Source organism: Methylobacterium sp. Leaf111, from assembly GCF_001423285.1.
GTDB lineage: Bacteria > Pseudomonadota > Alphaproteobacteria > Rhizobiales > Beijerinckiaceae > Methylobacterium.
In genome coordinates this window covers 790,144-802,893 of sequence record NZ_LMNE01000001.1, presented here as the reverse complement: position 1 = coordinate 802,893, position 12,750 = coordinate 790,144, and the positions used below count along the sequence as shown (strand labels likewise).

The following is a 12,750-nucleotide window of genomic DNA, read 5'->3' as shown; positions in this document are numbered from 1 at the left end:
GGGTTGTCCCGTCACGTCTCGACCCGGGACACGTCACGCCGGGTCGATCCGATCGGCCTCGCGGCTGCCGCGAGAGGTCCCCACGCATCAGGCGGCGGCGTCCGAATCGGGCCGTGCGACGGTCTGGATCGTCTCGAACCCCTCGAACTGAGGATGGCCCAGGTAGAGGGGCTTGGTCGACGGCACGCGGCCGTGGACCTTCCGGAATTGCTCCGATCGGGTCCAGGCCTCGAAATCCGCCTTCGACGACCAGATGGTGTGGGAGGCGTACAGCACGTGGTCCTCGCCTTCAGGACCGCGGAGGAGATGGAACTCGACGAAGCCCGGCATCTCGCCGAGATGACTGTCGCGGCCGAGCCAAACCTGCTCGAAGTCTTCCGTCGCGTCCTTGACGACTTTGAAGCGATTCATTGCGATATACATGATCCACCTGGGTTTTTCGGCGTCTCGGACGATCCCGTGCGACACCTCTAACCTGGGGCATAGGGGCACGAAAAGCCATCCGGTGCGGCGGATGCGCCGCGCTCCGGCCCGGCGCGGACCGTCCGATGAAAGCCGGGCCGCGCCCGGTTCGTCAGGCATTCGGAGCCGTGGGTGCGTTCGCGGTGCAGCGAAACTCGCGAGGGACGATCGCAACGTCGCGCTTGCAATCCGTGCCAGCTTTGTGGTCAAGCTCTCAGAACGGTCACCTCCGATGCTCATGCGGAGTAAACATCTAGTGGCGTTCGACTGCAGACAAGGATAGTCTCTACCACCACGTTCAATCGTTGATCGACTGCCTTGGTTTCGTGGCGAATGAACTTAAGGAATCCTGCACGCCTTCGTACGAAAGCGCTCCAACCTCATCGTCCCCGGGGCTGGTCCGGGCGGGGGCTGAAAATTTCTATAGGGACTGAATCGAGAGATGATGCCTAAGCAGACTACCGACGTCGATCGCCTCGTCGGATTGAGGATCACCGCTTTGCGCAAGGCGCGCGGCCTGAGCCAGACCGCGCTCGGGACTGCCGTGGGCGTGACCTTCCAGCAGGTCCAGAAGTACGAGAAGGGGCAGAACCGCGTCGGTGCCGGGCGCCTGCGCGAGATCGCCCGTCTTCTCGAAGTTCCGGTCTCGGCCTTCTTCGAGGAAGACGAGGTTGGCGGCACCCAGTCCGATGTCTTCGGCTTCCTCAGCGCGCAGGGCGCGATCGAGTTGCTGCGGGCCTACGCGCTGATCGAGGACGACCAGCTGCGCCGCGACGTGCTCGCCATCGTGCGGACGGCCGCGAAGATGGGCAAGCAGGCACCCGAGCCCGCCGCCGCCGGTTAGGGGCTCGCCGAGCCCCTAACCGATCCAGTGGAAGAAGCTGCCCGTCACGGCGCCGCGCCGGTGTCCGGCGTGGCCGAGGGGTACGCCCTCCGCATCGGTCACCGCCGCGAGCCCCGTCTCGGGGGTCGGCGGCGCACTCGTCTCGCTGGCATAGTGGAACTCGTGCCCGACGAGGCGTGCGCCCGCGCCCCCGAGGGGGCCCTCGGCCAGCAGCGTCGCGACGCGGTAGCCGAGGTGCAGGCGGCGGGTCTTGTAGGAGGTCGCCACCGGCAGCAGGCCCGCCATGGCGTGCGTGACCCCCTGCGCATCCTCCAGGCTCTCGCCCAGGACCATGTAGCCGCCGCACTCCCCGTGCACCGGCTTTCCCCGGGCGAACACCCGCAATCCGTCGAGGAAGCGCCTGGCCTGCGCCAGGGCGCCGGCATGGAGCTCGGGATAGCCGCCGGGCAGCCAGCCGGCATCGCAATCGGCCGGGGGCGGCTCGTCGGCCAGGGGCGAGAAGGGCACGAGTTCGGCGCCCGCCGCCCGCCAGCCCGCCGCCATGTGCGGGTACAGGAACGAGAAGGCCGCATCCGACGCGATGGCGATGCGCTGGCCCGGCGGCCGGGGCAGGATGCCGGCGCCCGGGGCGGGGGCCGCGCCAGCCGCGGCGGCCAGGATCGCGTCGAGGTCGAGGCCGGCCTCGGCGAGGTCGGCGAGCCGGTCGAGCCGGGCCTCGAGGTCGTTGGTCTCGCGGGCCTGGACGAGGCCGAGATGGCGCTCGGGCAGGACGAGGCTCGCATCCCGCATCAGCGCCCCGAGCACCGGCATGCCGATGCGGCTCAGGCCTGCCTCCACGAGGCGGCGATGGCGGGCACTCGCGACCTTGTTGAGGATCACCCCGGCGATGCGGATGCGCGGATCGTAGGATCGGCACCCGAGGGCGAGGGCGGCGGCCGATTGCGCGGCGCCGGAGACGTCGAGGACGAGGATCACCGGCCAGCCGTAGCGCGCGGCGATGTCGGCATTGGCGCCCGTGCGCCCCTCCGGTGCCACGATGCCGTCGAACAGCCCCATCGAGCCCTCGGCGATCACGAGGTCGGCGCCCAGAGCCGAGAGGGCCGCCACGGCGTCGAGCATCGGCCCCGGCATGGCGAAGCTGTCGAGGTTGAAGCTCGGATGGCCGGTGGCCGCCTGGTGGAAAGCGGGGTCGATGTAGTCCGGCCCGCACTTGGCGCCGCGCACGGCCCGGCCCCGCCGGGCCAGCGCCCGCATCAGCGCCAGGGTCACGGTGGTCTTGCCCGAGCTCGAACGGGGCGCGGCGACGAGGAGACCGGGCACGCTCACGGTCGGTCTCCGTTTGCGCGCTCGCCCGTCGGCCGGAAGCGCCGGTCGTAATCGGTGGCGTAGAGGGCGCTCTCCCGGAACTCCGCCGGTTCGAGGGCGGGCCCCACCAGGATCAGCGCCGTGCGCTCCAGCCCGGCCTCGGCCACCTGGCCGGCGATCGTCGCCAGGGTTCCGGTGAGCACCCGCTCGTCGGGCCAGGTGGCGCGGAACACCACCGCGACGGGGCAATCGGCGCCGTAGAACGGCGTCAGCTCGGAGACCACCGCGTCGACGACGTGGATCGAGAGGTGCAGGGCGAGGGTGGCGCCGGTGCCCGCGAAGGCCGCCAGGGTCTCGCGCGCCGGCATGGCGCTGGCGCGCCCGGAGGTGCGGGTGAGGACGACGGACTGGGCGAGGCCCGGAACGGTGAGCTCGCGCCGCAGGAGCGCGGCGGCGGCGGCGAAGGAAGGCACGCCCGGCGTCACCGTGAAGGGGATGCCGGCCTGGGTGAGGCGGCGGGTCTGTTCGGCGAGGGCGCTCCAGATCGAGAGGTCCCCCGAATGCAGGCGCGCCACGTCCTGGCCCGCCGCGTGGGCGGCCGCGCATTCGGCCACGATGGCGTCGAGGTCGAGGGGGGCCGTGTCGACGATGCGGGCGCCCGGCGGGCACCAGCCCAGGATCTCGGGCGCGACGAGGGACCCGGCATGCAGGCAGACGGGGCAGCGCGCGATGAGGTCGCGGCCACGGACGGTGATGAGGTCGGCGGCGCCCGGGCCGGCGCCGATGAAGTGTACGGTCATGGCTCCTGCGTGACGGATTGTGCGCGAAGCGCAAGGGCGCAGGTCGCCCCGGCACTGGCGATTCGCCGCAGCAGCAGCGTCGCACCCGGTCCGGCGGCGGCGAGGGCGGCGGCCTCCGCCACCGAGCCGACCCGGCGCGAGGCCTCGATCCGGTGCGAGCGGGTGGCCACTTCGGCGTCCACGGCGATCAGGGCCTCGGGCGGGACGGCCTCCAGGGGACAGCCGAGCGTCTGGGCGACGGCGCGGATCGCCGGCTCCTCGGCCCGGTCGCCGGCGGTGGCGAGGCGGACGACGCGGGCGCGCGGCAGGCCTGCGGCGTCGCAGGCCTGCGCGACCAGGGCGAGAATCTCGGCGGGCGCGGTCGCATGACGAAACCCAATTCCGGCGACGAGGTCGCCCGGTCCGGGTTCCACCGGCGCCGTGCCATCCCCCCTCATGCCTTCACCCAGGCCCATTGCGTCACCGGCATCGCCCCGCGCCAGCCGTGCAGGTGCCCGACCGGATCCGCATGGGCGACCGTCAGGCGCTTGAGGCTCCCGCCCTGCTGCGCGAAGGCCGCGAGCAGCACGGCTTCGCCCTCCAGGGTCACCACGTTGGCGACGAGGCGGCCTCCCGGGGGCAGGGCGGCGACGGCCGCGTCGAGGACGCCCGGCGCGGTGACGCCTCCGCCGATGAAGACGGTGTCGGGGGCCGGCAGGCCGGCCAGCGCCGCCGGGGCGGGACCCTCCACCACGCGCAGGTCGGGCACCCCGAGGCGGGCCGCGTTGCGGGCGATGCGGGCGGCCCGGGCCGGGTTGCCCTCGACGGCGATGGCCCGCAGGCTCGGGTGGCGCAGCATCCACTCGATGGAGATGGAGCCGGCCCCGGCGCCGATGTCCCACAGGGTCTGGCCGGCGCGGGGGCGCAGGGCTGCCAGCGTCACCGCCCGGATGTCGGCCTTGGTCAGCTGGCCGTCATGTTCGAACCAGGCGTCGTCGAGGCCGGGGCTCACGGTGACCACCTGGGCCGCGGCCGCGCCGACGACCTCGATGCCGAGGGTGTTCAGGGGGTCGATCCCCACGAGGTCGAAGCCCGCGGCCGTCGCGCTGCGCCGGCGCTCGCGCGGGCCCCCCATGGCCTCCAGGACGGTGAGGCGGGATGCGCCGAGGCCGCGCTCGGCCAGGAGCGCGGCGACCGCCGCCGGCGTCGTCTCGTCCCAGGTCAGGACCAGGAGGCGGGCGCCGGGCTGGAGATGCGGGATCAGCCGGGGCAGCGCCCGGCCGTGCAGGGTGAGGCAGCCCGTCTCCGCCAGGGGCCAGCCGAGGCGGGCGCAGGCGAGGCTGAAGGCGGAGGGTTGGGAGAAGACCCGCATCTCCGCGGCCGGGACGAGGCGGGCGATCTCGGCCCCGATGCCGTAGTGGAACGGATCGCCGGTCGCCAGGATGCAGGTGGGCGTGCCGCGCCGGGCGAGGAGTCCCGGATAGGCGTCCGCCATGGGGCTCGGCCAGACCCGCGTCTCGGCGGCGAGCGGCGCGGCCAGCGCCAGGTGCCGGCGTCCGCCATAGACGAGGCGCGCGCCGTCGAGGGCGGCGGCGGCGGCGGGGCTGAGGCCCGCGCGTCCGTCCTCGCCGATGCCCACGATGGTGAGCCAGGGGGCGGCCGGCGGGCTGGTGGACACGGCGTTACCGGTCATGGAGAACGGCCCCGAGGGTGGGGGGAGCATGCGGATACTGATCCTGGGCGGCACCGGCGAGGCGAGCGCCCTGGTGCGCGGGCTCCTGGCCATGGACCGGCGCGATGCCGTCACCCTGTCGCTCGCCGGCCGCACCAGCCGGCCGAAGCCGGAACCCGTGCCGACGCGGATCGGCGGGTTCGGCGGCGTGGAGGGGCTCGCCGCGTGGCTGGCCCAGGACCGCACCGACCTCGTGGTTGATGCGACGCATCCCTTCGCGGCCCGGATGAGCGCCAACGCCGCCGAGGCCTGCACCCGGACCGGCACGCGCCTGCTGGCGATCCGCCGTCCGGCCTGGAGGCCGGTGGCCGGCGACCGCTGGACGACGGTGCCCGACATGGCGGCGGCCGCCCGGGCGCTCGGCCCCGCGCCGCGCCGGGTCTTCCTCACCATCGGCCGGCAGGAGGTCGGGGCCTTCGCCGGCGCGCCGCAGCACGACTACGTCGTGCGCGCCATCGAGGACATCGCCCTGGCGGTCCCGCGGCTGACTTCGGTCCAGGCGCGCGGCCCCTTCGACGCGGCCGCCGAGGCGGCGTTCCTGGCCGAGGGCGCGATCGAGGTCCTGGTCAGCAAGAATTCCGGGGGCGGCGCCACCTACGGCAAGATCGCCGCGGCGCGGGCGCTGGGGCTGCCGGTCGTGATGGTCGACCGCCCGGAGAAGCCGGACGTGCCGAGCGTACCGGACGTCGCGGCGGCCCTCGGGGGGATCGCCGCCCTCTGAGGCCCGCACCGACCCGCGCATCACGCCGCCGGCACGCTGCGCGGCGTGTAGACGAAGGGCGTGGCGTCGCCGCGCGGGATCAGGCGGGTGGCCGAGGCGCCGATGATCACCATGGTGGCCATGTCGGCCGTGGTCGTCCGCGCTTCGTCGAGGGTGAGCACTCGGATCGCCTCGTCGGGCCGCGAGACGGCGCGGGCGAAGATCACCGGCGTGTCGCCGCGCCGGATCTCGGCGGCCAGATCGAGGGCCTTGCCGAGCTGCCAGGGTCGGGCGGAGGAGATCGGGTTGTAGAGGGAGATCACGAAATCCGCCCGCAGCACCGCCTCCAGACGGGCGGTGATGACCTCCCAGGGCTTGAGGTTGTCCGAGAGGGACATCGCGCAGAAATCGCCGCCCAGGGGCGCGCCGAGGCGGGCGGCGGCGGCCAGCATCGCGGTGATGCCGGGCTCCACCGTGATGGGGAGCCGGGCCCAGGCCGGATCGCCGGCCTCCACCGCCTCGAACACCGCCGCCGCCATGGCGAACACGCCGGGATCGCCGCCGGAGACCACCGCGACGCGCCGGCCGGAGGCGGCGAGTTCGAGGGCGTGGCGGGCCCGGTCGACCTCCACCCGGTTGTCGCTGGCGTGGCGGACGAGACCCGGCCGCTTGGGCACGCGGGCGACGTAGGGAATGTAGCCGATGAGATCCTGCGCCTGGGCCAGGGCCTCCTGGGCGGCCGCCGTCAGGAGGCGCGGATCGCCGGGGCCGAGACCGACGATCGCGATGGACCCGGAAGCCGAGGTCGGGCCGCTCACGGCCGGCGTCCCTCGCCGGGCAGGAGCACCATCGAGAAGTAGGGCGCCTCGTCGTCGGGCTTGTCCTTGAGGGCGATCACCCGCTCGCCCGCCATGGTGCCGCGCTCCACATAGACCGCGCGCTCCAGCACGCCGGCCTCGGCGAGCGCCGCCCGCACCTTCGGCAGGTGGCGGCCGAGCTTCATCAGCACGGCGGCGTCGGTGGCGCGCAGGCGCTCCACCAGGGCGGCGTGCGGCAGGGTGGCGGGCAGCACGGTCAGCACGTCGTCGCCCCAGGTGATCGGGGTGCCGGCGCGGGTCCAGCAGCCGGACATCCCGGTGACGCCGGGCACGACCTCCACGGGGAAGCGGTCCTTCAGGCGCCGCCACAGGTGCATGAACGAGCCGTAGAAGAACGGATCGCCCTCCGACAGGATGGCGACGTCCCGGCCCGCACCGAGATGGTCGGCGAGGCGCCCGGCCGCGTCGTCGTAGAAGGCGGCGAGGGCCGCGACGTAGTCCGGGTGCTCCGGGTGGAGCTCGGTGGTGTAGGGGTAGACCAGGGGGCATTCGCGCCCCGGCTCGGCGGCGAGCACGGCGTCCGCGATGGTGCGGGCGTTGCCGCGCCGGCCCTTCTTGCAGAAATGCACCAGCACCGGGGCCCGCTCCAGCACCCGCATGGCGCGCACGGTGAGGTAGTCCGGCTCGCCCGGGCCCATGCCGACGCCGTACAGGGTGCCGGTGCTCACCGCGCGCGGGATCTCGGTCCGTTCCGCCGCATCGGGGGGAAGGCGCTCGCCGGAATCCATCACTCGATCTCTTGCGCGAGCGCGTTGATGGCCGCGGCCGTCATGGCGCTGCCGCCGCGCCGGCCATGGACCACGATGAAGGGCACCCGACCGTCGCGGGCGAGGGCTTCCTTCGACTCTGCGGCGCCGACGAACCCGACTGGGATGCCGATGACGGCGGCAGGGGGCGGCACGCCCTCGTCGAGAAGCTCGAGGAGGCGGAACAGCGAGGTCGGGGCGTTGCCCACCGCCACGACGCTGCCGGGCAGGTGCTCGCGCCAGAGCTCCATGGCGGCGGCCGAGCGGGTGGTGTTCATGGCGGCGGCGAGGTCCGGCACGCGCGGATCGCTCAAGGTGCAGATCACCCGGTTGTCGGCGGGCAGCCGCGCCCGCGTGACGCCGTCGGCGACCATGCGGACGTCGCACAGGATCGGCGCGCCGGCCTTCAGGGCCGCCTCGCCGGCTTGCGCGAAGTCCGGGGAGGCCTCCACGTCGCGCGGCAGGTCGGTCATGCCGCAGGCGTGGATCATCCGCACCACGACCCGTTCGGCGGTGCCCTGGAAGCGCGCGAGATCGGCCTCGGCCCGGATCATCGCGAAGGAGCGGGCATAGATGGCCCCTCCGTCACGCAGGTAGTCGAGGCGGGAACTCATGACGGTCGCGGTCCTGGCGGGTGGTCTGGGAAGATCCGGGCGAGGGAATGTGCCGAATCCGCCCTCCTTACGCGCTCCAGCGCGGCCTCGAAAGGGAGGCGCGTCGCCGGCAAGGCATCCGGCCGCCCGGACAGCACCACGTCGTACCACCCGTCCCGCCCGACGAGGGTGAGGTCGGCGGCGCCCGGATGGGCGCAGCCCTTGGGGCAGCCCGAGACATGGGCGCGCAGGCCGCGCGCCGCGAAGGGCCGGAACGCCTCGGCCAGGCGGGCCGCGTCGTGCAGGGTCGGGGTCGATCCCGACGCGCAGGCCGGCGCGCCTGGGCAGGCCGCCACCGCCCCGCGCGGATCGTCGGCCCGCGTCAGGAAGCCGGCCCCGGCCAGGGTTTCCCGCGCGGCTTCGGCAACGCCGGCGTCGGCGCAGACGAGGAGGAAGCCGCGGGTCGGCGAGAGGCGCAGGTCCGCACCGCCGACGGCGTCCGCCGTGTCGGCGAGCGCGTCGAGGGCGTCGGCGGTGCAGCGGCCGAAGGGGGCGTCGACGAGGAGGGCGACGCGCCCCTCCGCCCTCGGGGGCGGGGATCGCCGGGACTCGCTGTCCGGGAGAGAGAGGGGTGGCAGGGCCAGCAAGCCCGGGCTCAGGGCGGCCGACTCGGCCGGCCCGGCGATGCGCTGCAGGCCGAAGCGAGCCAGGGTCTCCGCCCAGGCCGCTGCCGGAACATCGCGCATCCGCCGTTGCCCGCTCGCCGCCAGCAGGCGCAGGGCCGCCTCGATGATGGTCGGCGCCGCACCGTCGGGCAGGCGCCACCAGGCCGCGTCGCCGGCGAGGCGCAGGGCAAAACCTGCGCGCGTGACGACGGCGTGAAGGTCGGCCTCCGCCGAACCGAGGCTGATCCCGTGCGTGGCCGCCTCGACGGCCACCAGCGACTTCGGCGGCAGGCCCGGGATCACCCGCCCGATCGCCTCGATGGCCTGGGCCAGGGCCGGGACCGCCTCGGGTTCGAGCCCGGCCAGCGGCGGGGTCAGGGTCAGGCGTTGCGGGCCCCCGTCGTGGCGGACATCCCCGAGACCGATGGCCGCCAGCGCCTCGGCGAGGTCGCAGCGGGTCGCCTCGGTGACCCCGCGGATCTGCAGGTTGGCCCGCGCTGTGACGTCGACATGGCCGTTGCCGAAGCGGCGCGCGCCCGCCGCCACCGCCCGGGCCTGGGCCGGGGTGAGGCGCCCGAGGGGCGGGTGGACGCGGGCGAGCAGGCCGTCGCCGGTGGGCATCGGCCGGGCGAGGCTGGGGCACCAGCCGCGCCGGCTCGGCGCCTCCGGGGCGACGCGGCGGGGCGCGGTCATTCCGCCGCCTCGCGCAGCAGCTCGTCGGCCGCCATCTCGTCGGCCGCCATGGCGTTGCGCCGGGTGGTCCAGAGGCCGCGCCGGCGGGCCTCGTCGAAGCGCTCGAGGATGGCGCGGGCCGCCTCCGGATTGGCCGCCCGCAGGGTCTCGAAGGTCTCGAGGTCGGCGATCATCGCCCCGTAGAGCCGGTCGAGGTCGGCGTCGCACACCGCGTCCGTGGTGGCGGCGAGGACGAAGACCGCGTCGATCCCCTGTGCCAGTTCCTGGGCGCCGCGGTAGCCGTGCCGGAGCTGCGCCGCGATCCAGCGCGGATGGGCGAGGCGGCCCCGGATCAGACGGGCGGCGTCCTCGCGGGCGGTGCGCGCCTTCGGGCTCTCGGGCGTGGCGACGTCGAGGCTGTAGAGGGCGGGGCTCGCCCCCGTCAGGGCGGCGGCGGCCGAGAAGCCGCCCATCGCCTCCACGGCGGCGTCGCCGTCGAGAAGGTCGCGCTCGGCGACGTCGAAGGCGTGCACGTAGGCGTCGGCGCCGGCCACCCGGGCGGCGAAGCCCGCATCCTCCCTGTCCGCCGCGCTCCCATAGGCGTGCGACGTGACGGCGAGATAGGCCCGCCCGAGATCGTCGCGGCTGTCCCAAGCCCCGTCGAGGGCGAGGCCGCCGGCCCCCGCGCCGTAGCGCCCGGGCGCCGCGCCGTAGACTCGGGCCGGCGCCTCGCCCCGGCGGCGGGCGGCGGCCAGCGGATTCTCGTCATCCTCTTCCTCCCGCGCTGCCACTGCCTCGGCGGCCCGGGCGAGGAGCGACAGGGTCTCGGGAAAGGTATCGCGAAAGGCGCCCGAGACCCGCACCGTCACGTCGATGCGCGGCCGGTCGAGGAGCGCCAGCGGCAGCACCTCGAAACCGGTGACCCGGGTGGAGGCGTGGTCCCAGACCGGGCGCACGCCCATCAGGGCCAGGGCGTGGGCGATGTCTTCGCCGCCGGTGCGCAGGGTGGGCGAAGCCCAGAGATCCATGACGATCCGGGCCGGGTACTCGCCCTCGTCCTGCAGGTAGCGCAGGACCACGGCGTCGGCGGCCCTGGCCCCCAGGGTGGTGGCGGCCCGGGTCGGCAGGCTGCGCGGGTCGAGGGTGGCGAGGTTGCGGCCCGTGGGCATCACGTCGGTGCGCCCGCGCGACGGCGAGCCGGCGGGACCGGGCGCCACGAAGCGGCCGTCGAGGCCACGCAGCAGGCCGAGGCGCTCGCCCTCCGCGCAGGCGGCCACCGCCTCCGAGGCCTCGGCCCCGGCCCGGCCGAACACGTGCAGCCCGTCGCGCGCGGTCACCTCGCCGAGGTCGCACAGATGCGCGTCGAGGGCCGCGAGCGCGTCCGGCATCGGCGTGTCGGCGTCGATCCCGGCACCGGCGAGCAGCCCGGCCGACATCGCCTCGTCCAGGATGGTGCGCGCCAGGATCGCGGCGCGGCGCGGGTCGAGGACGCTGGCGGCGGAGTATTCCTCCACGAGCGCGCGCAGGCGCGCCGCGTCGGGGTCGAGCCCCGTCACGCCGGTCTGCGGCGTCAGGTGTCCGAGGGCGACGCCCCCGAGTCGCCGCTTCAGGGGCGCGGCCTCGCCCGGATCGTCGACGATGAAGGGATAGACCACCGGGAGCGCCCCGACGGCGCGGGCCGGCCAGCAATCCGGCGAAAGGGCGACGGCCTTGCCCGGCAGCCACTCGGCGGTGCCGTGGGTGCCGAGGTGAACGAGGGCGTCGAACTGGCTGCGCAGCCCGAGGTGGAAGGCCAGATAGGCGTGGGTCGGCACCGCGTCTGGGTCGTGATAGGCGGCCTTGCGGTCCGTCGACCGCCCGCGATCGGGCTGCAGGAAGACCGCGAGGCGCCCGCCCGCAGGGGCCACGCTCGCGAAGCGGAACGCGCCGTCCCGGCAGACCGGGTCGGCCTCGGGCGGACCCCATTCGGCGTCGAGGGCCGCGCGCGCGGTCTCGGGCAGCGTGCCGAACCAGTCCCGGTAGGCCTCGAGGTCGACCGCGAAGTCCTTCGGCCCCTGCGTCAGACCCCGCATCAGTGCCTCGGCGTCCGGCAATGCGCCGATGCCGTAGCCGGCCTGCGCCAAGTCCGCGACGATCGCCCGCGCGCTCTCCGGCGTGTCGAGGCCGACGGCAAAGCCCGCGCGGCCGCCGCGGGCGGGATAGTCCGAAAGCACCAGGGCGAGGCGGCGCTCGGCCCGGGGGAGCCGGGCAAGGCGGATCCAGGCGGCGGCACGCTCGGCCAGGGCCGCGATGCCCTCCGGGTGCGGCACGGCACGGCGCTCGGCGAAGCCCTCGGTTTCCGGACCCTCCTCCTTGAACGAGATCGGAAACCCGGAGAGCCGGCCGTCGAATTCCGGCAGGGCGACCTGCATTGCGAGGTCGGCCGCACCCATGCCCCGGGCGGAGGCGGCCCAGGCGTCCCGCGCCGCGCCGATGCTGAAGGCCTGTAGGACCGGGCAATCGGCGGCATCGAGGACGAACCCGGCATCCTCCCGCGCCGAGAAGGCGGTGGAGGCGATGACGATGGCGGGCCGATGCGCCGCGATGGCCGCCCGGAGGGGCGCGATCGCGGCGGGGTCCTTCAGGCTCGACACCGCCACGGCCAGCACCGCAAGGCCGCGCGCCTGGAGCGCGGCGCCCAACGCGGCGATCGGCGCGGTGTCGCCCGAGAGCACGCTGGACCGGTAGACCACGACCAGCGCCAGCGGCGCCTCGGCCGGGGCGGTCTGGAACGGTCGTCCGGCGGCGCGGGCCTGCCCGTCCGCGACGGGGCCGCAGCCCGGGCAGCAGACGAAGCCGCGGGGTAGGGGCAGGGGCGCCTCGACCGCCGCGGGATATCCGATCGCGGCGGCCATGCGCCCGACCAGGCGGCGCAGGTTCGCCGTGCCTCCGGCCCGGAAATAGGCGTCGAAGTCGGGGGCGAGCTCCGGCTTCGTCGAATAGGCGTCGAGGCGCGGGTCGGGCCGGTCGTCGCCCGGCAGCACCACGAGCGCCACCCCGGCGGCGCGGGCGGCCGCGCTGGCGCGCTCGATGCCGTAGCGCCAGTAATCGAGGCCGCCGAGACAGCGGATCACCACCATCCGCGCCTGGGCGATCACCGACTCGACGTAGAGGTCGACCGACATCGGGTGGCGAAGTTTCGCGAGCTTGGCGAGCCGCAGGGTCGGGCCTCCGGCCGAACCCGGCGGGAAGACCGCCGCGTGGGCGCCAGCCATGCCGAAGAGATCCGAATCGGTGAAGGACAGGAAGACGATGTCCCCCGGCGCCTGACCGAGATCGATCGCGGCTTCGCCCTCGTCGAGGGAGACCGTATCGATGCGGATCAGGTGCATGGC

12 protein-coding genes are annotated in these 12,750 nt (G+C 74.7%); 2 read left to right on the top strand and 10 right to left on the bottom strand.

Annotated features, from left to right (window positions below):
* Positions 1-87: 87 nt before the first annotated feature.
* Entirely contained in the window at positions 88-423 is a 336-nt protein-coding gene (locus tag ASF41_RS03550) for an antibiotic biosynthesis monooxygenase (RefSeq protein WP_056490865.1), read from the bottom strand.
* Between the two features lie 481 nt (positions 424-904).
* On the opposite strand from ASF41_RS03550, the gene ASF41_RS03545 reads away from it, so the two are divergent.
* Positions 905-1,306 (top strand): helix-turn-helix domain-containing protein, encoded by a 402-nt coding sequence (locus tag ASF41_RS03545; RefSeq protein WP_056214719.1) that lies wholly within the window; start codon positions 905-907, stop codon positions 1,304-1,306.
* Positions 1,307-1,321: 15 nt separating this feature from the next.
* Here the strand turns inward: ASF41_RS03545 and ASF41_RS03540 are convergent, their stop codons facing one another.
* Genes ASF41_RS03540 through ASF41_RS03525 form a run of 4 tightly spaced genes read right to left on the bottom strand, consistent with a single transcriptional unit; the run spans position 1,322 to position 5,083 of the window.
* Positions 1,322-2,632 (bottom strand): cobyrinate a,c-diamide synthase, encoded by a 1,311-nt coding sequence (locus tag ASF41_RS03540; protein WP_056490863.1) that lies wholly within the window; start codon positions 2,630-2,632, stop codon positions 1,322-1,324.
* Positions 2,629-3,411 carry a precorrin-4 C(11)-methyltransferase gene (cobM, locus tag ASF41_RS03535; RefSeq protein WP_056490860.1) on the bottom strand — a complete coding sequence of 261 codons (783 nt, stop codon included), beginning with the start codon at positions 3,409-3,411 and terminating at the stop codon, positions 2,629-2,631. Before cobM ends, ASF41_RS03540 begins: the two co-directional genes overlap by 4 nt.
* Positions 3,408-3,848 carry a cobalamin biosynthesis protein gene (locus ASF41_RS03530; protein WP_056491249.1) on the bottom strand — a complete coding sequence of 147 codons (441 nt, stop codon included), beginning with the start codon at positions 3,846-3,848 and terminating at the stop codon, positions 3,408-3,410. The genes cobM and ASF41_RS03530 overlap by 4 nt, the downstream gene beginning before the upstream one ends.
* A complete protein-coding gene (locus tag ASF41_RS03525; protein ID WP_056490856.1) occupies positions 3,845-5,083 on the bottom strand; it encodes a bifunctional cobalt-precorrin-7 (C(5))-methyltransferase/cobalt-precorrin-6B (C(15))-methyltransferase in 1,239 nt (412 codons plus the stop codon). The genes ASF41_RS03530 and ASF41_RS03525 overlap by 4 nt, the downstream gene beginning before the upstream one ends.
* 28 nt (positions 5,084-5,111) lie before the next feature.
* Here ASF41_RS03525 and ASF41_RS03520 point away from each other — a divergent pair, with 28 nt between their 5' ends.
* Entirely contained in the window at positions 5,112-5,843 is a 732-nt protein-coding gene (locus ASF41_RS03520; RefSeq protein WP_082503969.1) for a cobalt-precorrin-6A reductase, read from the top strand.
* A gap of 20 nt (positions 5,844-5,863) precedes the next feature.
* Here ASF41_RS03520 and cobJ read toward each other — a convergent pair whose 3' ends face one another.
* Genes cobJ through cobN form a run of 5 tightly spaced genes read right to left on the bottom strand, consistent with a single transcriptional unit; the run spans position 5,864 to position 12,747 of the window.
* Positions 5,864-6,640: a precorrin-3B C(17)-methyltransferase gene (gene cobJ / locus ASF41_RS03515; protein WP_056490848.1), complete on the bottom strand. Its 777-nt coding sequence runs from the start codon at positions 6,638-6,640 to the stop codon at positions 5,864-5,866.
* A complete protein-coding gene (locus ASF41_RS03510) occupies positions 6,637-7,428 on the bottom strand; it encodes a precorrin-2 C(20)-methyltransferase (RefSeq protein WP_056490845.1) in 792 nt (263 codons plus the stop codon). The genes cobJ and ASF41_RS03510 overlap by 4 nt, the downstream gene beginning before the upstream one ends.
* Entirely contained in the window at positions 7,428-8,060 is a 633-nt protein-coding gene (locus tag ASF41_RS03505) for a precorrin-8X methylmutase (protein ID WP_055947476.1), read from the bottom strand. The genes ASF41_RS03510 and ASF41_RS03505 overlap by 1 nt, the downstream gene beginning before the upstream one ends.
* A complete protein-coding gene (locus tag ASF41_RS03500) occupies positions 8,057-9,397 on the bottom strand; it encodes a hypothetical protein (protein WP_056490843.1) in 1,341 nt (446 codons plus the stop codon). The genes ASF41_RS03505 and ASF41_RS03500 overlap by 4 nt, the downstream gene beginning before the upstream one ends.
* Positions 9,394-12,747, bottom strand: coding sequence for a cobaltochelatase subunit CobN (gene cobN, locus ASF41_RS03495; protein ID WP_056490840.1), 3,354 nt, complete (start codon positions 12,745-12,747; stop codon positions 9,394-9,396). Before cobN ends, ASF41_RS03500 begins: the two co-directional genes overlap by 4 nt.
* Positions 12,748-12,750 lie beyond the last annotated feature (3 nt).